This is a genomic window from Acinetobacter sp. NIPH 1852 (genome assembly GCF_022549455.1).
Lineage (GTDB): Bacteria > Pseudomonadota > Gammaproteobacteria > Pseudomonadales > Moraxellaceae > Acinetobacter.
Map to the genome: position 1 here is coordinate 135,598 of NZ_JAKZGG010000008.1, position 20,363 is coordinate 155,960.

Annotated in this window: 14 protein-coding genes; 13 read left to right on the top strand and 1 reads right to left on the bottom strand. The window is 43.2% G+C overall.

Going from position 1 to position 20,363, the window contains the following annotated elements; all coding sequences use genetic code 11:
- The first annotated feature begins 2 nt into the window (after positions 1-2).
- The 4 genes from MMO38_RS08565 to MMO38_RS08580 are packed head-to-tail and all read left to right on the top strand — an operon-like array spanning position 3 to position 4,919.
- Positions 3-1,502 (top strand): UDP-N-acetylmuramoyl-L-alanyl-D-glutamate--2,6-diaminopimelate ligase, encoded by a 1,500-nt coding sequence (locus MMO38_RS08565; protein WP_004673224.1) that lies wholly within the window; start codon positions 3-5, stop codon positions 1,500-1,502.
- A gap of 22 nt (positions 1,503-1,524) precedes the next feature.
- The gene (gene murF / locus MMO38_RS08570; protein ID WP_004673223.1) at positions 1,525-2,922 is read left to right on the top strand and encodes a UDP-N-acetylmuramoyl-tripeptide--D-alanyl-D-alanine ligase; all 1,398 of its coding nucleotides are present in this window, start codon (positions 1,525-1,527) and stop codon (positions 2,920-2,922) included.
- Positions 2,923-4,041 (top strand): phospho-N-acetylmuramoyl-pentapeptide-transferase, encoded by a 1,119-nt coding sequence (mraY, locus tag MMO38_RS08575; protein WP_004673221.1) that lies wholly within the window; start codon positions 2,923-2,925, stop codon positions 4,039-4,041.
- Positions 4,042-4,100: 59 nt separating this feature from the next.
- Positions 4,101-4,919: a putative RNA methyltransferase gene (locus MMO38_RS08580; protein ID WP_004673220.1), complete on the top strand. Its 819-nt coding sequence runs from the start codon at positions 4,101-4,103 to the stop codon at positions 4,917-4,919.
- A 25-nt stretch (positions 4,920-4,944) separates the two neighbouring features.
- Here the strand turns inward: MMO38_RS08580 and ponA are convergent, their stop codons facing one another.
- Positions 4,945-7,527 carry a penicillin-binding protein PBP1a gene (ponA, locus tag MMO38_RS08585; protein WP_241323250.1) on the bottom strand — a complete coding sequence of 861 codons (2,583 nt, stop codon included), beginning with the start codon at positions 7,525-7,527 and terminating at the stop codon, positions 4,945-4,947.
- A gap of 162 nt (positions 7,528-7,689) precedes the next feature.
- Here ponA and MMO38_RS08590 point away from each other — a divergent pair, with 162 nt between their 5' ends.
- The 9 genes from MMO38_RS08590 (at position 7,690) to gltB (ending at position 20,339) form a co-directional block, all read left to right on the top strand.
- Positions 7,690-8,748 carry a pilus assembly protein PilM gene (locus MMO38_RS08590; protein WP_004673217.1) on the top strand — a complete coding sequence of 353 codons (1,059 nt, stop codon included), beginning with the start codon at positions 7,690-7,692 and terminating at the stop codon, positions 8,746-8,748.
- Entirely contained in the window at positions 8,748-9,392 is a 645-nt protein-coding gene (locus MMO38_RS08595) for a PilN domain-containing protein (protein ID WP_004673214.1), read from the top strand. The genes MMO38_RS08590 and MMO38_RS08595 overlap by 1 nt, the downstream gene beginning before the upstream one ends.
- Complete coding sequence (locus MMO38_RS08600; RefSeq protein ID WP_004673213.1) at positions 9,389-10,117, top strand: type 4a pilus biogenesis protein PilO; 729 nt, start codon at positions 9,389-9,391, stop codon at positions 10,115-10,117. Before MMO38_RS08595 ends, MMO38_RS08600 begins: the two co-directional genes overlap by 4 nt.
- Complete coding sequence (locus tag MMO38_RS08605) at positions 10,117-10,644, top strand: pilus assembly protein PilP (RefSeq protein ID WP_004673211.1); 528 nt, start codon at positions 10,117-10,119, stop codon at positions 10,642-10,644. The genes MMO38_RS08600 and MMO38_RS08605 overlap by 1 nt, the downstream gene beginning before the upstream one ends.
- Positions 10,645-10,660: 16 nt before the next feature.
- On the top strand, positions 10,661-12,838 hold the full coding sequence (pilQ, locus tag MMO38_RS08610; protein WP_004673210.1) for a type IV pilus secretin PilQ: 2,178 nt from the start codon (positions 10,661-10,663) through the stop codon (positions 12,836-12,838).
- A 10-nt stretch (positions 12,839-12,848) separates the two neighbouring features.
- Positions 12,849-13,418 (top strand): shikimate kinase AroK, encoded by a 570-nt coding sequence (gene aroK / locus MMO38_RS08615; RefSeq protein ID WP_121928933.1) that lies wholly within the window; start codon positions 12,849-12,851, stop codon positions 13,416-13,418.
- Between the two features lie 20 nt (positions 13,419-13,438).
- Complete coding sequence (gene aroB, locus MMO38_RS08620) at positions 13,439-14,521, top strand: 3-dehydroquinate synthase (RefSeq protein ID WP_241323251.1); 1,083 nt, start codon at positions 13,439-13,441, stop codon at positions 14,519-14,521.
- Positions 14,522-14,540: 19 nt separating this feature from the next.
- On the top strand, positions 14,541-15,410 hold the full coding sequence (locus tag MMO38_RS08625; protein ID WP_241323264.1) for a hypothetical protein: 870 nt from the start codon (positions 14,541-14,543) through the stop codon (positions 15,408-15,410).
- A gap of 450 nt (positions 15,411-15,860) precedes the next feature.
- Positions 15,861-20,339 (top strand): glutamate synthase large subunit, encoded by a 4,479-nt coding sequence (gene gltB / locus MMO38_RS08630; protein WP_241323252.1) that lies wholly within the window; start codon positions 15,861-15,863, stop codon positions 20,337-20,339.
- The last annotated feature ends 24 nt before the right edge of the window (positions 20,340-20,363 follow it).

A 20,363-nucleotide genomic window follows, 5' to 3' on the forward strand; every position in this document is an offset into this window, starting at 1 on the left:
AAATGTCGATTTGTTTTCAACAGATATATCCGATCAACATCGATGCAGCTTGGTCTGCGCAGCCTTTTAACGGTTTTTGTTTGGATAGCCGTAAGCTTGAAGCAGGGCAAATCTTTATTGCGTTGAATAGTTTTAGTCAAGCTGAGAAAACCCGCCAATTTGCGCAAAATGCATTGGATGCAGGTGCATTGGTGGTGATTAGTGAAACTGCGCTAGGTTTAGAAAAAGAGTGGACCTGTCCAACAGTTCGTCAGTTATTGGGTGAATGGCAAAAACAATATTTGCAGCATGTTGATCCAGTATCGATTTTGCGCGGTATTGCAATCACAGGCACCAATGGCAAAACCACAATTTCTCGTTTAATCGCGGAATTGGTGAGTTCGCAAGGAAAAGGCTGTGCGGTGATGGGGACCACGGGCAATGGTATTTTGCCGAATTTGACACCCTCCAGCCACACGACTTTAGATGCATTACAATTACAAAATGCACTGCATGATTATGCCAAGCGGGGTGCAGCATTTGTTGCCTTAGAAGCCAGCTCTCATGGTTTAGAGCAAGGTCGTTTAAATGGCTGTGAGATTGAAATCGCGGTCTATAGTAATTTAAGTCGTGACCATCTGGATTATCACGGTACTTTAGAGGCTTATGCTGAAGCAAAAGCTTTGCTATTCAAATTTACCACCTTAAAAGCCGTGGTGATTAATTTAGACGATACTTATGCCACGCTCATGTTGGATGCGGCCAAGGCCAATCCATCGCAACCTAAAATCTTAACTTATTCACTGACTCAAGCAGTCGCAGATTATCATATTGCTGATTTGCACTATCGCTTGAGTGGAGCGAGTTTTACGCTGATTGCGCCAACAGGTTTGTATTCAGTTCAAAGTCCATTGCTTGGGCATTTTAATGTCGAGAATTTATTGGCAAGCTTAATCGCAGCTGAGTATGCAGGTTTTGCTTTGGCTGATTTAGTCCAGTTTGTACCACAACTCAAAGGTGCACCTGGTCGTATGCAAGTGATTCAGGATGCTGAGCGGTTATTTGTGGTCGATTATGCACATACCCCTGATGCTTTGATTCAGGTGCTGACGACTTTAAAGCGCCATGTCACGGGTCAACTTTGGGCAGTATTTGGTTGTGGCGGTGATCGTGATCGTGGTAAACGTCCATTGATGACACAAGCGGCACTTGATCATGCCAATCCAGTGGTTTTGACTTCAGATAATCCACGGACTGAAAACCCTGAACAGATTTTTGCGGATATGAAGCAAGAGATTGATTTTGCTGCGCATAGGATCCATGAAATCCATGATCGCCGTGAAGCGATTAGATTTGTGGTTGAACATGCACAAGCAGGAGATATTGTGGTGATCGCAGGAAAGGGACATGAAAACTATCAGGAAGTTGATGGCGTTCGTCATTGGTTTGATGATGTAGTAGAGGTGCAATCAGCACTTACTGCACAGCCACATTCGGTACACTCAGCTTATCCTGCGCAATAGAGTCAAAAGGTAAATAACAAGTATGCACACCTCAACCACCAGTACAGTTCCATTAGAACCTTGGACAGCAGAACAATTACAACAAGCGACACAGGGTGAGTGGTATAACGCAAAATCTCCACAAGGAGAAATCAAGCGAATTTTGACGGACTCTCGTCATGCCGAAGCAGGTGATGCTTTTCTTGCCTTGAAAGGTGAGCGTTTCGATGCACATGATTTTGTCGCGCAAGTTGCATCGCAGGGATGTCAAATGGCGATTGTTGAACGTCCAGTTGATGCTGATATTGTGCAGCTTGTGGTCAAAGATACGCGCTTGGCTTTGGGGCATTTGGGGGCTTATCGTCGTCAACAGAATCCACAACTTAAAGTGATTGCATTGACGGGCAGTAGTGGTAAAACCACAACTAAGGAAATGTTGGGAAGCATTCTGTCTCGTTTAGCACCGACGTTGATTACCCGAGGTAACCTCAATAACGATTTAGGGGTGCCGATGATGTTGCTTGAATTACGTCAAGAACATCGCTACGCCGTGATGGAGCTTGGGGCGAGTCATCAAGGTGAGATTGATTACACCTCAAATCTAGTGCAACCGCATGTGGCTGGCATTCTAAATATTGGAACAGCGCACTTAGGTGAGTTTGGTGGGCGAGGGGGTATTTGTCGCGCCAAGTCAGAAATTTATGCGCACATTTTGCCTGAAGGCACTGCGATCGTTCCTGCAAAGGATGATTATGCGGCAAGCATTCGTGAGTGTGCTCAAAAGCATCCAATTTTAAGTTTTGGTGAAGGTGGAGATATCTTTGTCACTGAGGTTGAACTTCACCCTCAATTTTCACAGTTTCGTTTGCATACACCGCAAGGTGTCCGCGCTGTGAATCTGCCCTTTGCAGGTGTGCATAATGTGGAAAATGCAGCAGCAGCCACCGCATTTGCCTTGGCGATTGGGATTGACCTCGATGATATTGTGCATGGCTTAGAACAGGCACAAGGTGCAAAAGGTCGTTTGAACTTTATTCAACATCAACAGCACCTATTTATTGATGATACTTATAATGCCAATCCAACCTCAATGCGTGCAGCTGCGAATGTCCTATTGCAGCAGCAAGGTTTGAAAGTCATGGTCATGGGCGACATTGGCGAGCTTGGAGAATCAAGTTGGCAAGAACACCATGACTTAGGCCGAGATTTAGCGGATTTGCCTTTAGATGCATTGGTTGTGGTCGGAGAGTTTGCTGAAGCAGCACAGCAGGGCTCAGCGCATGCCAAAACATTACATGCATTTGCCACACAAGCAGAGGCGCTACCGTTTTTAATTAATTTAGTGCAAAGACATCAACCCCAGTCGATGAGTTTCCTCTTCAAAGGGTCCCGTTTCACCCACATGGAAACGTTGATGGCTGATTTGATGGAGAAAATTTAAATGTTGTTATGGTTATTTGAACAATTGGCGGGGTATAACAGCTCGTTCCAAGTTGTTCGTTATTTAACATTGCGTTCATTATTGAGTCTACTGACCGCGTTGGCAATTGGATTGGTTTTAGGGCCGATCATGATTCGCAAATTACAAGCATTAAAATATGGTCAAGCGGTGAGTTCTTTTGCACCTGAAAATCATGCCAAGAAGATGGGAACGCCGACCATGGGCGGGATTCTTATTCTGCTCTCTATTGGTATTAGTACCCTGTTGTGGGCAGACTTATCAAACCCTTACGTATGGATTGTTTTGGGGGTTATGGTGGTGTTTGGCGCAGTCGGTTGGGCCGATGACTGGATTAAAGTCCGTTATAAAGACAATGCGGGTTTACCTGCACGGAAAAAGTTTTTTTGGACTTCGGTTGCTTCCTTAGGTGCTGGTGTTGCTTTATATGTGATTGCCAAACAACAAGATAGTGCTTTGCATACCGCGAATATGCTGGATTTATTGATTCCATTCTTTAAGAATCTTTCCATTCCACTTTCAGCAGTTCCACTCGGTTTAGCGTTCATAGCCTTTACTTACTTGGTGATCAATGGCGCATCTAACGCAGTCAATCTAACCGATGGTTTGGATGGCTTGGCGATTATGCCGATTGTGATGGTCGCAGCAGGTTTGGGCGTATTTGCTTATTTGTCTGGGGATATTCGTTTTGCCAATTATCTACATATTCCTTATGTGAAATATACCTCTGAGCTTGTGGTGATCTGTTCTGCAATGATCGGCGCTGGTTTGGCTTTCCTTTGGTACAATGCACACCCTGCTCAAGTATTTATGGGTGATGTTGGTGCTTTGGCATTGGGTGCGATGCTCGGTACGATTGCAGTCATGGTCAGACAGGAAATTGTATTTGCGATTATGGGGGGCGTATTTGTTATGGAAGCCATCTCGGTATTCTTGCAGATTGGCTCATTGCGGATGCGAAATAAACGAGTATTCCTAATGGCGCCTTTACATCATCATTATGAAAAACAAGGTTGGAAGGAAACCCAAGTGGTGATTCGCTTCTGGATTATTACGATTTTCTTGGTGGTTTTAGGGTTAATGACGTTAAAATTACGTTAAGCCACGATTCAAAAAAAAGCTGGTGAATACCAGCTTTTTTTATGCTTGGAGAAAAATAGATGAATTTGTTGATGTGTCCCGTTTGTCGCCAATCATTAAATTTGGTTGAAAATGCATGGCGATGTGATAACGGACATCATTATGATGTGGCGAAACAAGGCTATGTAAATCTGCATGTGGTGCAGCATAAGCATAGTAAAACGCCAGGGGATACGGCAGAGTCGGTGTTGGCACGCCGAGCGTTCTTGCAAGCAGGTTTTTATCAGCCCTTACAACAAGCTGTGGTTGAATTACTACAACAGTTAAAACCAAAAGCGATTTTGGATATTGGTTGTGGCGAAGGCTACTATACCAGTGCTATGCAGCGTTATAGCGAATACTGCATCGGTGTGGATATTGCCAAAACAGCAGTACAACGTGCGGCAAAATTAAATTCTGATGTGACTTGGGTGGTGGGTACGGGGGCAACCTTACCTGTACGAGATCATTCGATTGATGTCTGTAGCAGTTTATTTAGTCCGATTCCGCAAAATGAAATCGTACGGGTGCTGAGTGATCAAGGTTATTTGATTGTGGTTACACCTGCACCTAAGCATCTATTCGCATTGCGTGAAGCGTTGTTCGAGCAGGTCAATTTGCATGAACCACAGAAGTTTATTGAACAGCTTGAGTCTCAATTTGAGCTGAAACAGCAACGAATTATTGAAACAACAATGCAGTTAGATCAGCTCGCGCTCAGCAACTTAATTGCGATGACGCCCTATGCGTATAAAGCCAATCCAGAGCGGCGTAAAACACTTGAGCAGCAACAGCAGTTTACTGTCAGCGCCGCCTTTCAAATTTATCTATTTCAGAAAAACAAACAGCCATCAATTTGATGGCTGTTTAGGCTTTTATGATGGATTATTGGATTTGATTAATTAAATTTTCAATCCCATCACGTTCTCTTTGGGCGTTTGAGTTTTGAGGGTTTGAACCCATCGTCGGTGGTTGTTTTCTCTCAGGTGTGATGGTGTGTTCACCGTTTGATGTCGTACCCGATAAGTCTGAAAAATCACTTTGCGCTGAGCGTGTAGGTGCGGCAGGTGCAGGACGGTAAAGTGGGCGTGCGAGTGGTGGAGAAGCACGATATTCTTTACGATCCTCGCTTTGCTGGACTTGGAGTTGATCGTGAGAAATAGGATCTTTCGCATCTTTATCCAATCGAACCCATGCAGATGGCGTATCTTTTAAAGCATTGGCCATAAAGTTGGTCCAGATTGGTAGTGCAGCAACGCCGCCATATTCTCTGCGACCTAAAGTGCGCGGCTGATCAAAGCCGACCCAAGTTACCGTAACCAATTTGCCATTAAAGCCCGCGAACCAAGCATCTTTGGCATCATTGGTGGTTCCTGTTTTCCCGCCTAAATCATCACGACCGATTTTAAGTGCAGCACGGCCTGTACCATGTTGGATGACGTCACGCAAAATGTTGGCCATGTCATAGGCAGAGCTTGATTTTAAAATTCGCTGTGCTTGACGATAATCACTATTGGTCTTGGTGGATGGTTCAGCTTGAGCGACTGTCAACTCAGCTTCAGATGCTGCATTGGTATTTTCTAAGCTTTGATTGGTGATTTCTGTTACTTCAGGAGCATCTGCTTCTTGTTGCGGAGCAGGCGCTTTTGCATCGCCAATACATGGAATACATGCATATTCTGGCTTGGCACTATAAATGACTTTGCCAGAGGCATCTTCAATGCGTTTGATAAAATGAGGCTGGATACGATAGCCACCATTTGCGAAGGTTGCATAGCCCGTTGCCATCTGTACAGGCAAGACCTGTGGTGTTCCTAATGCAATGGTATAGTTACGAGGAATTTGATCATCCTGCAAACCAAAATCCATAAAGAGTTGACGCGTCCGCTCGATCCCCACATTTTGTAGCAATCGTACCGATACGGTATTTCTGGATAAATATAAAGCACGACGTAGAGGGATCATGCCCAGATAACGGCCATCGGAGTTTCTAGGCGACCATTTCCCAATGGTAATCGGGTTGTCATTGACCATACTATAAGGTGTCATGCCACGCTCTAAAGCCAATGCATATACAAAAGGCTTAATGGTTGAACCGGGTTGTCTCCACCCTTGTGTTGCACGGTTAAATTTCGATTGGTAGAAATTATAACCGCCAACAACGGCTTCGATCGCACCATCATTTGGATTTAAGGCAATGAGCTGACCTTGCACTCTAGGTACTTGGACCAAAGACCAAACGGTTTTTTCTTTATTTGGGCGTAAGCGAATAATATCTTTCACTTTGACAATTTGTGAGGCATTGGAAGGTGCACCGCCGACACTATTGGCATTGCGATATGGACGAACCCATGACATACCCGACCAATTGACGGTCACAGTCGAGCCATCCTGCATGAGCGCATCAAAGGAATTGTTATTTACTTTTACGACTTTGGCAGGATAGGTGTTGGCATAAGCCATAAATTGATTGAGGGGTTGATCATGTGCTTCTGGCCCACGCCAGCCATGACGACGATCATAAGCTTCCAAACCATCTTGAAGTGCCTGTTCAGCGTAGCGTTGGCGATTGCTATCAATGGTGGTGTACACCTTGTAGCCTGAATCAATCGCTTGATCGCCGAATTGTTTAACCAATTCTGAACGCACCATTTCGCCTACGTATGGAAACACATTGCTCACAGAGCGGTCCACCATGTTTAGATTGATGGGTTCTGCAACTGCTTTTTGATATTGAGTTTGGTTGATATACCCCAACTGTAGCATACGACCTAAAATCCAATTGCGGCGTTCAAGTGCACGTTGAAGGTTGGCAACAGGGTTATATTTTGAAGGTGCTTTGGGTAAACCTGCAATCATTGCCATCTGGGCAATGCTGAGTTCATCAATATTTTTGTTGTAGTAGATACGCGCAGCAGCAGCGATGCCGTAGGAATTTTTACCTAAGAAGATCTTATTGACATAAGAGCTTAGAATTTCTTGTTTGGTGAGGCTCTGTTCAATTTTTCGCGCAAGAAAGACTTCAGTTAGTTTTCGTCTTAAGGTTCGCTCTGGGCTTAAATAATAATTCTTCGCCACTTGCATGGTAATGGTTGAGCCCCCAGTTTGGACATCAGAACCAGTGACAGATTCGGTTATCGCTCGCCCCAAACCTTTAAAACTAATCCCACTATGCTCGAAAAAGGAAGAATCTTCGGCGGCCAAAAAAGCATGAATAAAGGTCGGTGGAATTTGCTCATATTCAACTGGAATGGAAAGTTTTCCGCCATATTCTGCAATTAGCTTATTATCTGCGGTATAGACCTGCAATGGTTTTAACAGTGGCGCCTTTTTTAATGAGCTCATATCTGGCAGTGATGGCGCGAGATAGAGATACATGCCATAAAATCCCATTGGAAGTGAGACTAAGATAATAATAATGATCAAAAAAAATGGGCGAACAATACCAGAACTGGATAGCTTTTTCATAATAAGTAAGTTTTAATAAGAGCGAATGACAAACTAATTGTGGTCAGTATATCCTTTAGACATACGGATTGTTAGATGGGTTATTGTATCCGTATTAATTAAAGACCAAAACAAATTAGTGTGTTGTATTTTTGGGGATAAAAAAATAAATAGGAAAATACTGTGCTCAGGTTATATCGTAAACCAAATAAGGGGTTAGTGGGTGTCGATATTAGTTCGACAACTGTTAAATTATTGGAGCTCTCTGTAAAGAACGGTAGATATTGGGTTGAAAGTTATGCCGTGATGCCATTGCCTGAAAATAGCGTGGTGGAAAAAAGCATTTTGAACCCAGAGGCGGTCGGTGATGCACTTGAGAGAGTGGTAAACCTCGCCAATCCACATACCAGCAATGTCGCAATTGCGGTACCGACTTCTATGGTGATTAATAAAATCATAGAGATGGACGCTGATATGACGGATGAAGAGCGTGAAGTTCAAATTCGTATGGATGCTGAGCAATATATTCCGTTCCCATTAGATGAAGTGAGTCTTGATTTTGAGGTTTTACCCGATCGATTGGTCAATCAGAATCGGGTAAATGTCCTTCTCGTTGCCACACGTACTGAGAATGTTGATACGCGTGTAGAAGTGCTTGAGCTTGCTGGATTAGCTGCAAAAACAGCTGATGTTGAAAGTTATGCAATGGAGCGCGCTTTTAGTGTGTTTTCGGACACATTGCCGATGGGTGCAAACACCGTTGGCATCTTAGATATCGGGCATACCATGACCACGCTATCTGTGATGCAAAAGGGCAAAATCATCTATACACGTGAACAAGTCTTTGGTGGGCGACAGCTGACCCAAGATGTTCAAAGTCGCTATGGTTTGTCATTTGAAGAAGCAGGACGTGCCAAAAAAGAAAGAACGCTTCCAGATGATTATGACATCGAGGTGCTCGAGCCATTTTTAGATGCCGTGGTGCAACAAGCAGCGCGTTCACTGCAATTCTTTTTTTCATCCTCTCAATTCAACGAGATCGACCATATTTTGCTTGCTGGGGGGAATGCCAATATTCCAGGCCTCGCAAAGTTATTACAACAAAAATTGGGTTACCGAGTAACGATTGCCAATCCATTTTTACAAATGGGTTTTTCTCCACAAATCGATATTAAAAAAATTGAAAATGATGCTTCCTCATTGATGGTTGCATGTGGTTTGGCATTGAGGAGTTTTGATTAATGGCAAAGATTAACTTACTCCCTTGGCGCGATGAGCTAAGAGAACAAAGAAAGAAACAATTTGTCGCATTTTGTGTTGGGGTGGCTGCATTAGGAATTGCATCTGTATTTACAGCGTGGATGTATTTTGATCACAAATTGAATGATCAAGAGCAAGCCAATCAGTTTATTGTCAGTACCAATCAAAGTTTGGATGTACAGCTCAAGTCTTTAGAGGGTTTGCAAGAACGCCGTAATGCCATTATTGAGCGAATGAAGTTGATTCAGGGTTTACAAGGACAACGCCCAGTGATTGTGCGGTTAGTTGATGAGTTAGTCCGTGTGACTCCACCAACCATGTACATCACTAAATTTACGCGAACTGGCGATAAATTCAGTATCGAGGGCAAGGCGGAAAGTCCAAATACTGTTGCTGAGTTGCTGCGTAATTTAGAGGCATCTCCTTGGTATCGTAATGCCTTTATGAATTCATTTTTGGCAGCAGAAGAGAAAAAAGATAAAACAGTAAGCTCTTTGGTTCCTCGTGTCGAAGAGAATTATGGAAGTTTTGTGGTCACTGTAGATTTGGGTGAAATCGGTACAGCTGTTGTCGCCGATCCAGCGTCAGAGACAGCAACATTAGGGACAGCGGGGGTGACACAATGAGTCAAGATGAATTAAATGATCTTAATCAAGACAGTGTTGCTGTAAAGAAGAAAAAAATGACAGTAGAGCAATTCTTCCAACAATTTAATACCTTGGATATGAATAACTATGGCAGTTGGCCACTCTCTGTCAAAGTCACTTGTTGGATTTTTATTCTTTTAGCAGTCGCTGCATTGGGTTATTTTGTGGTGGTGCAAAAGCAATTGGAAACCATTGCTAATGCGCAAGCACGAGAGCAAAGCTTGTTGAATGAGTTTAAAGAAAAAGAATCTAAGTTGCGTAATTTGCAGCAATACCAAACGCAATTACAAGAGATGGAAGCCAATTTTAATCAGCAACTAGAGCAGTTGCCGAAAGAAACAGAAATTCCAAGTTTGGTCGAGGATATGAACTTAACAGGCGTAAATTCTGGTCTGAAGTTTAAAAATATCCGTTTAGAAAAAGAAATTAAACAAGAGTTCTTTATTGAGCAACCTATCAGTATGGAAGCGACGGGTGATTACCATGCTTTCGGCGCTTTTGCGACAGGTATTGCAGCGTTACCGCGCATTGTGACTTTGCATGATTTTACGGTGGAAGCAAAAGCAGATACCCAGAAAAAATCCGATATTCCAGTGGTTAGCTACACTGTGAAAGCAAAAACCTATCGTTATGTTGGTGTTGATGATCAGGCCGCTATTGATGCGGGTGCGACAGCTCCATCTGCTCAAGGAGGACAGCGCTAATGAATCATTATAAGTTAATACTGGGCCTGTTTATTGGTTTTGGGTTGGTGGGCTGTGATTCTCGTATTGATGCGGTGAGTCAAAAAATGGCGGAAATTCGTAATCAACCACCTTTACCTATTGAGCCCGCACCTATATTTACCCCAGTACCTTTATTTAATTATTCAGCGCATCAGCTAAAGAGTCCTTTTATGCCAAGCTCTTTGGCGGCTGAATTAAAGATTATGGCAGGTAAGCGTGTTTATCCAAACTTCAATCGTCAACCACAGCCTTTAGAAAGCTATGCGTTGGAATCTCTGAATATGAAAGGAAGCATGCGTGGTCGAGTAAATCAGACCATTGCATTAATCCAAACACCAGATGGGCAGATTGAGCGCGTACAAGTGGGCAGTTATTTGGGGATGAATCAGGGGCGTATTATTAAAATTAGCCCGACTCAAATCGACTTGGTTGAAATTGTACCTGATGGACGAGAAGGTTATGTTGAAAGACCGAGAACACTCGTTTTAATTGGACCAGCGCCGTAAGATTAAGGGAATAACAATGAAAAAACAGTTTAAAGATTCTTTATTTGGGGAAGCGAAGACCATGAATCATGCATTCCGTCAATTTTCTATGGGTGCTGTCGCTATAGCTGTGATGCAGGTTGCATCAGCACAAGTCAGTATGACTAATATTGTGCCAATGAGCTTAGCTGATCAGGGGACTGAAATCCGTGTCATGTTTAATGGTTTGCCACCACAACCTCAGGCTTACCAGCTCGAGCAACCTTCACGTCTGATTTTGGATTTTGATAAAGCACAACAGTCTTTAAAGCAGACATCGATTCCTGTATCGACCAAAGAGGCCAGTTCCGTCGAAGTTGCTGCTGATGATCAGCGCTCTCGTGTGATCGTCAATTTGAAAGATGCAGGGGCGTTTACAACACGCGTTGAAGGCAATACCTTTGTTTTAAAAATTAATTCGGCACGTCCAGCGGCTGCAACGACAGCACCAGTTGCGGCTCGTCAAGCACAACAAGGCGTTTCCAATATTGGTTTTCAGCGTGGAAAACAAGGTGAAGGTTTGGTTGTGATTGATTTATTGGGGAGTAATACCCCAGTAGATGTACAACAACAGGGCAGTAAAATCGTAGTGCGAACCATGGGGAATAAGATTCCAACCCATCTCGCACGTCGCTTAAACACCAATGATTTTGCGACACCTGTCGCTGGAGTTGATGCATATAACGATAAAGGCAATGGCGTGATCACCATTCAGTCTGCGGGCAGCTATGAATACATGGCTTATCAAGCAGAGAATAAACTCACGATTAGCCTAAAGCGTCCTGAAGATAAATCGCCATTGCGAGCAAAATCACAAGCTTATACAGGCAATAAGATTTCTTTGGATTTCCAAGATATCGAAGTGCGTCGCGTACTACAGTTGTTGGCTGATTTTACCAATATCAATATGGTCGCTGCAGATACGGTACAGGGTAATATCACCCTGCGTTTGAAAGATGTTCCATGGGATCAAGCGCTCGATATCGTGTTGAAAACCAAAAATCTTGATAAACGCCGTAATGGAAATGTGATCTGGATTGCGCCTGTTTCAGAGCTGATCAAAGCGGAAGAAGAAGAAGCGAAAGCCATTGCACAAAGTGTGAAGCTTGCGCCGATTCAATCCGAATATATTAAACTCAGTTATGCCAAAGCTGCAGATATTTTAAAGTTAATTGAAGAGTCTCGTGATGGTAAGGGCGGAGTCTCAAACCGTACTGCGAACTCTGACTCATTGGCTTTGGAGAGTTTGCTCAGTTCTCGTGGCAGTGCAGTCGCAGATGTGCGTACCAATACCTTGATCGTCAATGATACTGCACTCAATATTGACAAGATTCGTAAGATGGTGGATTTGTTAGATGTATCAGTCAAACAAGTCATGATCGAAGCACGTATCGTCAGAGCGAGTACAGACTTTACCCGAGAGATGGGGGTGAAGTGGGGAATCTTGTCACAAGGTGTCACTCGAAATAATGACTTGTTGGTGGGTGGTAGTGATACCACGCTATGGAACCTTAGAAAGCCTGAAAAAGACAGTGATACAGGTGGTTGGAAATACGAGATTGAACGTCCAGACAATTTAAACGTAGATTTGGGTGCGACTACCGCTGGTGCAAGTCGTATCGCTTTTGGCTTAATTAGCCTATCTGACTTTATGCTGGATCTCGAACTTTCAGCCGTTCAAGCAGATGGTTATGGCGAGGTGATTTCAACACCAAAAGTCATGACTGCGGATAAACAACCTGCGAAAATTGAATCAGGAACTAAAATCCCTTATTCGTCCTCGACGGGTGCTGGTGCAAATGCTGTGCCTAAAACAGAATTTATTGATGCGACATTGAGCTTAGATGTGACGCCGAGTATTACCCCAGAAGGTAAAGTCATGATGAAGCTCAACATCACTAAAGATGCGCCAAGTAATCCAACACCAACGGGTCAATTGACGATTAGTAAGAACTCGATTGATACCAATGTCTTGGTTGATAACGGCGAAACTGTTGTTCTTGGTGGGATTTTTGAACAAGAAAATATTAGTTCACAAATCAAAGTTCCATTCTTGGGTGATTTACCTTACGTCGGTCGTCTTTTCCGTCGTGATTTAAAAACCGACAATAAACGTGAACTGCTTATTTTTGTGACGCCGAGAATTGTTAATGACACTTTGACGAGAAATCATTAATATATTTTCAATAATTGCAATTAATATAGGTGGCGCATTGCCAAGCAAAGCGTTTGAAACCCTACCAAATATTTATTTGGTAGGGCCAATGGGGGCAGGGAAAACAACGGTTGGTCGACATTTAGCAGAGCTGTTAGGGCGTGATTTTATTGATAGTGATCATGAGATTGAGCGTAAGACAGGAGCTACTATTCCATGGATATTCGAAAAAGAAGGTGAAGTGGGATTCCGTTTACGTGAAACCAATGTCTTGAACGATCTCACTGCCCGTTCTGCACTTGTGTTAGCGACAGGTGGCGGTGTGGTCACACAACCGAGCAATCGAGAATTTTTAAAACAACGCGGCATTGTTGTTTATCTATATACGCCTGTAGAACTTCAACTACAGCGAACCTATCGCGATAAAAATCGTCCATTACTACAAGTAGACAATCCCGAACAAAAACTGCGAGATTTATTGACCTTGCGGGATCCTTTGTATCGTGAGGTTGCAGACTATATCATTGAGACAAATCAAGGCGCAGCAAGAGATTTAGCGCAGCGGATTCTACAGGTTATTCTATCTAAACAAATTAAGTAATTCTCGAGTTGGTTTTAATTATGCAAACGTTATATGTTGAGTTAGGTGATCGTCGCTATCCAATTTTTATTGGAAGTCATTTGGACCCTAAACAATTACTTGAACCTTATCTACATGGGCGGCAAGTAATGTTGGTGTCAAATACCACGGTGGCGCCGCTTTATTTGCAGCATTATGCTGATGCATTAACCCAACTCGATAAGCAAGTTGCACAATGCATCTTGCCTGATGGTGAGCAATACAAAGATATTCAACATTTAAATTTAATTTTTGATGCCTTGTTAGAAGCGGGTTTTAACCGTGATTGTACGGTTTTAGCATTGGGTGGTGGTGTCGTAGGGGATATGGCAGGTTTTGCTTCAGCGTGTTTTCAGCGTGGGGTGAATTTTGTACAGGTTCCGACCACCTTATTGTCACAAGTTGATTCAAGTGTCGGCGGGAAAACAGGGATCAATCATCCCTTGGGCAAGAACATGTTAGGTGCTTTCCAGCAACCTCAAGTGGTGTTGGCTGATATGGCACAGCTAGATAGCTTACCCGATCGAGAACTTTCAGCAGGCCTTGCTGAAGTCATTAAATATGCTTTATTGGGCGATGTGGATTTCTTATCGTGGTTAGAGCAAAACATGGATGCTTTGGTTGCCAGAGATGCAAATTTACTTGCAGAGGCGGTTTATCGCTCATGTGCGCATAAAGCCAGAATTGTCGCCAATGATGAAAAAGAACAAGGCGAACGGGCATTACTTAATTTAGGCCATACCTTTGGCCATGCCATTGAATCGTATTTGGGTTATGGGGTGTGGTTGCATGGAGAGGCGGTTGCGACGGGTATGGTGATGGCGGCAGACCTATCTCATCGTCTCGGTTGGATTTCGGCTGAAGATTTGCAACGTACAAAAAAAATCATTCAACGTGCTCATTTACCGATATTATGTCCGAAAATTCCACTGGATGAATTTTTGGCTTACATGTCGCATGACAAAAAAGTCTTAAATGGCCAACTGCGCTTAGTTTTGCTTGAAAAATTAGGGCAAGCCATAATTACAAAAGATTTTGATGTTGAGCTTATGAAGCAAGCTATTTTAGCAAATCAATCTGCATAATGAATTACGAAAGGAAAGTATCGCTGTGTCACGATCAATTTGGCAAAATATTCAACAATATAGCTGGCTAGTTTTCGCACTGGCTTGTTTAATTGCCGCATTGATATTTTGGGGTGTTACTGATAGTGATGCCTTGGTGGAAGTCGAGCAGCCATCTAAAATTGAAGTACCCGTTCAGATACAGCCTGAGAAAGTTGCCGCGACAACGCATTTGGGTGCACTTGCAGATGCGGTCCGACCTTTAGATCTCACCGCCCGAGTTGTTGTAACAAATGAACATACCCCAGAGTTTCGGGGCACTAAATTTGTCAAAGACAATCAGCGTCAGTGGGTGATGGAGATTTTCCGTAGTTCAAACGAGGCGATCATCAAAAACTTTTTATTGAATCGTGCTGATCGCAAAAAGTTCATTTATTTCCGTTTGAGTGGTCAGGATCAAGTCGAGCAATATGTTTTGGCTTATGGGGTGTTTTCTAGTGCAGAGGATGCAAATCGCCAGTTTTCTCAATTGAACTTGGAACTTCCTGAGTCTATTCAACCAAAGGCTCAGCGACTTTCGACCTATGCCGATTTGGTCAATGATTTAGGTGCTGATGAAATGAAATTGGCGACCAATCAGCTTTATGCAATTCAGTTAAAACCTGCTGCGTTGCCTCGGGTTGATGAGTCTTTATTGATGGGCAGTTCATCAGCAACGACGCCATCAGTGAATAGTGGCGCAACCAGTGCATCGACAACAGTTAAAACAACGGTGACCCAACGTGATGCACAAGGTAATGTGGTCAATGTTCAGCAAAATCATTCTACGGCTCCAGCACCTTCAAATGCTGAAAAAATAAAAGAAAATTCAGATACTTCAAGACGAGAAATCAGCGACCCATTTAATTAAGTTTGCACCATAATGATGCTTGATGATTCTTTTTGTGGCATTTAGCTTCTTTATGGTGCAATTGTGTGATCACTCTTCACCATTATAATTTAAACTTATTTTAATTTTTTTAATGATTTAGTAAATTTATGCTTAATTGGCATGTTTTTTGCTTTTTTGTGGTGCTATTTTGTCTACTCCTCATCTTTCTTTGTGCTAAATGGTTCATTAATTTAGTGAAATGGAAAGTTTTCTGCTTTACAAAGCCTTGCTAAGGTGTAATAACTGAAAACACTTTATATGGTAAATGCGCTGATTCTTGGAAAAGAAAGGCGTATATTGCAAATCCGCCAGTAAAAATGTTTTCGCGAAGCATTGAACTTTATGTGAGTTAATCGGCAATATCGCAGAAAATGAATTGATTGTTTGTTGCTCGAAAGAGCCATGTTTAAAGAAGGGTACGCTATGCACATGCCATCGCCTAATACTGTAGCTCCCGCTCAAGGTTTATATCAACCTGATGAGTTTAAGGATAACTGTGGTTTCGGTTTGATCGCCCACATGAAAGGTGAATCAAGCCATCATTTAGTTGAAACCGCGATTCACAGTTTAAGTTGCATGACGCACCGTGGTGGTATTGCCGCTGATGGTAAGACAGGAGATGGGTGCGGATTGTTATTGGCTATGCCGAAACAATTTTTCCGTGATGAAGCGCTAAAACTCGGGGTAAACCTAACAGAGATTTTTGCTGCGGGTACCGTATTTTTAAATATTGATCCTGCGCTTGCTCAGAATGCAAAGAATATTCTCAATAAAGAAATTGAAGCGGAAGGTTTAAAGGTCGCAACATGGCGTGTTGTGCCAACTAATAACGATGCTTTAGGTGAAATTGCATTGCAGTCTTTACCTGTTTTTGAACAGATTCTCGTGAACTGTCCAATGGGTGTAACTGAAGTTGAATTTAACCGTAAGCTTTTTTTAGCACGTCGTCGTGCAGAACAACAATTACATAATGATCCATTATTTTATGTCACCACATTGGCGACAACAGTGATTACTTATAAAGGTCTGATGATGCCAGCAGCGATTGCTGACTTCTATACCGACTTGGCTGATGAGCGTTTGACTTCACACATTGTGGTGTTTCATCAGCGTTTCTCGACCAATACTTTGCCGCGTTGGCCATTGGCTCAACCGTTCCGTTATCTTGCGCATAATGGTGAGATCAACACGATTACTGCGAATCGTAACTGGGCATTGGCACGTACTCCAAAATTTGAAAATCCTTTATTGCCGGGTTTAACTGAATTGAATCCGATTGTGAATCGTACAGGTTCGGATTCTTCAAGCCTAGATAATATGCTAGAAATCTTGGTGGGCGGTGGCATGGATTTATTCCGTGCACTGCGTATGCTTGTACCACCAGCATGGCAAAACGTTGAAACTTTAGATGCTGATTTACGTGCCTTCTATGAATTTAACTCGAAACATATGGAAGCGTGGGATGGCCCAGCAGGTTTAGTGGTTCAAGATGGTCGTCATGCGATCTGTATGCTGGATCGTAATGGCTTACGCCCAGCGCGTTGGGTGATCACTAAAAATGATTACATCACCTTGGCGTCTGAAATTGGCGTATGGGATTATCAACCTGAAGATGTTGTGTCGAAAGGTCGTGTCGGTCCAGGTCAAATCCTCGTTGTCGATACCTTGACAGGTAAAGTCCTTGACACTAAAGATGTCAGCAACCATCTGAAAAACATGCGTCCATACCGTGAGTGGTTACGTGATCATTCTATTCGCTTGAAAGCAAATCCAGAGCTTGAAGAACAGCTTATTGATCAAGGTTTAACAGGTGATGCATTAAAAGCAGCGCAAAAAATGTTTATGGTGACATTTGAAGAGCGCGATCAACTATTACGCCCAATCGCAGAAAGTGGTCAAGAAGCTGTCGGCTCAATGGGCGATGATACTCCAATGGCGGTATTGTCACGTCAAGTACGCCATGTCTCTGATTACTTCCGCCAACAGTTTGCACAAGTGACCAATCCACCAATCGATCCATTACGTGAATCAATTGTGATGTCATTGGAAACATGTATTGGCCGTGAACAAAATGTGTTTGAACAAGGACCTGAGCATGCTGACCGTATCATCATCGCTAGTCCTGTATTATCAAACGCGAAGATGCAATTGCTACGTGATGTTGAAAAAGAACGTGACGGCTACGCAGTTGTAGATATTGATCTGAACTATGCTGAAACTGAAGGTTTGCAAGCAGCGATTACGCGTATTTGTGAAGAAGCTGCTCAAGCAGTGCGTGACGGTAAAACACTGATTGTATTATCAGATAAAAACTTCCGTGAAGGTTTCTTACCTGCAAACTCTGCATTGGCAACAGGTGCGGTACATCATCATTTAATCAAGACTGGTTTACGTACTGACGCGAATATCTTGGTTGAAACAGGTTATGCACGTGATCCACATCAATTTGCAGTGTTGCTTGGTTTTGGCGCAACCGCGATTTATCCATATTTAGCTTATGACGTGATCAATGACTTGATCGCCAAAGGTGAGTTGTTGGGTGATCCAATCTATGCGCAAGCAAATTTCCGTAAGGGAATCGAGAAAGGTTTACTCAAAGTTCTTTCTAAAATGGGAATTTCGACCGTTGCTTCTTATCGTGGTGGTCAATTGTTTGAAGCGGTTGGTTTATCCTCAGAAGTGGTGGATCAGTGTTTCCTTGGCGTACCAAGCCGTATTCAGGGTGCAACGTTTACAGATTTAGAGAAAGACCAGAAAAAATTGGCAATCACTGCTTGGCAGCATCGTAAGCCGATTGATCAAGGCGGTTTGCTGAAATTTGTATTTGGTAAGGAATACCATGCCTTTAACCCAGATGTCATTAACACCCTACACAAAGCAGTTCGTTCAGGTCAGTATCAAGACTTTAAAGAATATGCAGAGTTGGTCAACAATCGTCCAATTGCAACGATTCGTGATTTATTTAAATTAAAAACCACCAATCCAATTGCGTTAGATCAAGTTGAAAGCATTGAGGAAATTCTGCCACGTTTTGACTCTGCAGGTATGTCTTTAGGTGCATTATCACCAGAAGCACATGAAGCGATTGCGATTGCAATGAATACCATTGGTGGTCGTTCAAACTCAGGTGAGGGCGGTGAAGATCCTGCGCGTTATGGCACGATTCGTAACTCGAAAATCAAACAAATTGCATCAGGTCGTTTTGGTGTAACACCAGCCTATTTAACGTCTGCGGAAGTGTTGCAGATCAAAGTAGCACAAGGTGCAAAACCGGGTGAAGGTGGTCAGTTACCAGGTGGTAAAGTGAATGGCTTAATTGCGCGTTTACGTTACTCAGTTCCTGGTGTGACTTTGATTTCACCACCACCACATCATGATATTTATTCGATCGAAGATTTATCGCAATTGATTTTTGACTTGAAACAAGTCAACCCACAAGCGATGGTATCGGTGAAACTGGTTTCTGAGCCGGGTGTCGGTACGATTGCAGCGGGCGTAGCAAAAGCATATGCCGACTTTATTACCATTTCAGGTTATGACGGTGGTACTGCAGCATCGCCACTTTCATCCATTCATCATGCGGGTTCGCCATGGGAATTGGGTTTAAGTGAAGCGCATCAGGCCCTTCGCGTGAATGACCTGCGTGGTAAAGTCCGTGTGCAAACCGATGGTGGTTTGAAAACAGGTCTTGATGTGATTAAAGCTGCAATCTTAGGTGCCGAAAGCTTTGGTTTTGGTTCTACGCCAATGATCGCGCTTGGTTGTAAATACCTACGTATTTGTCATTTAAATAACTGTGCGACTGGTGTTGCTACTCAGCAAGATCATTTGCGTGAAGAGCATTACATTGGCGAGCCACAAATGCTGATTAACTTCTTCAAGTTTATTGCTGAAGAAACACGTGAATTGTTGGCTGCTTTGGGTGTTGCGTCACTGAAAGATTTGATTGGGCGTGTTGATTTACTTGAAGTTATTTCGGGTGATACTGAAAAGCATGCGCATTTGGATTTGAGTGCACTATTAACCTCACATCCATCGGCTGAAGGCAAGGCACAATATTGCCAAGTTCAAGGCAATGCACCGTTTGATAAAGGTTTATTGGCAGAACAAATGGTGGCAGAGATGTTGCCAGCGATTGAAGCAGGTACTGGTGGTTCATTTAACTTCAAAGTCGGTAACTGTGATCGCTCGATTGGTGCACGTATTTCGGGTGAAATTGCACGTCGTTACGGCAACTTGAGCATGGAAAGTAGCCCAGTGGTGATGAATCTTGTCGGTACGGCGGGTCAGTCATTGGGTGTCTGGAATGCGGGTGGTTTGCATATCAAACTTGAAGGTGATGCCAACGACTATGTCGGTAAAGGTATGGCTGGTGGTTGTGTGTCGATCTTCCCACCAAAAGGTTCACCGTTCCAAACACAAAATACGGCGATTATTGGTAACACCTGTTTATATGGTGCGACTGGCGGTAAAGTCTTTGCTGCAGGTACTGCAGGTGAGCGTTTCGCAGTGCGTAACTCAGGCGCTTTTGCGGTGATTGAAGGTGCTGGCGACCATTGCTGTGAATACATGACTGGTGGTGTCGTGACTGTACTGGGTAAAGTGGGTCATAACTTCGGTGCAGGTATGACGGGTGGCTTTGCTTATGTACTCGACCTTGATAATGACTTTGTTGACTACTACAACCATGAACTCATTGACCTAAATCGTATTTCGACTGAGGCGATGGAAGATCATAAAGAATATTTATTGCGTATTCTTGATGAGCATATCCAAGAGACAGGCAGTGCTTGGGCCTACAAGATCCGTAATGAGTTCGACTTCTATAGTCGTAAATTCTGGCTGGTCAAACCAAAAGCTGCTAATTTGCAAACGCTTTTGATAAAGACTCAAGCCGATCCACAATAATTCTACGACTGCAAAGACATAGGC

Excerpts from the sequence above, each read along its gene's own strand:
- MMO38_RS08565 (WP_004673224.1), top strand. The coding sequence starts at position 3 with ATGTCGATTTGTTTTCAACAGATATATCCGATCAACATCGATGCAGCT.
- murF (WP_004673223.1), top strand. The coding sequence starts at position 1,525 with ATGCACACCTCAACCACCAGTACAGTTCCATTAGAACCTTGGACAGCA.
- mraY (WP_004673221.1), top strand. The coding sequence starts at position 2,923 with ATGTTGTTATGGTTATTTGAACAATTGGCGGGGTATAACAGCTCGTTC.
- MMO38_RS08580 (WP_004673220.1), top strand. The coding sequence starts at position 4,101 with ATGAATTTGTTGATGTGTCCCGTTTGTCGCCAATCATTAAATTTGGTT.
- ponA (WP_241323250.1), bottom strand. The coding sequence starts at position 7,527 with ATGAAAAAGCTATCCAGTTCTGGTATTGTTCGCCCATTTTTTTTGATC.
- MMO38_RS08595 (WP_004673214.1), top strand. The coding sequence starts at position 8,748 with ATGGCAAAGATTAACTTACTCCCTTGGCGCGATGAGCTAAGAGAACAA.
- MMO38_RS08600 (WP_004673213.1), top strand. The coding sequence starts at position 9,389 with ATGAGTCAAGATGAATTAAATGATCTTAATCAAGACAGTGTTGCTGTA.
- MMO38_RS08605 (WP_004673211.1), top strand. The coding sequence starts at position 10,117 with ATGAATCATTATAAGTTAATACTGGGCCTGTTTATTGGTTTTGGGTTG.
- pilQ (WP_004673210.1), top strand. The coding sequence starts at position 10,661 with ATGAAAAAACAGTTTAAAGATTCTTTATTTGGGGAAGCGAAGACCATG.
- aroB (WP_241323251.1), top strand. The coding sequence starts at position 13,439 with ATGCAAACGTTATATGTTGAGTTAGGTGATCGTCGCTATCCAATTTTT.
- gltB (WP_241323252.1), top strand. The coding sequence starts at position 15,861 with ATGCCATCGCCTAATACTGTAGCTCCCGCTCAAGGTTTATATCAACCT.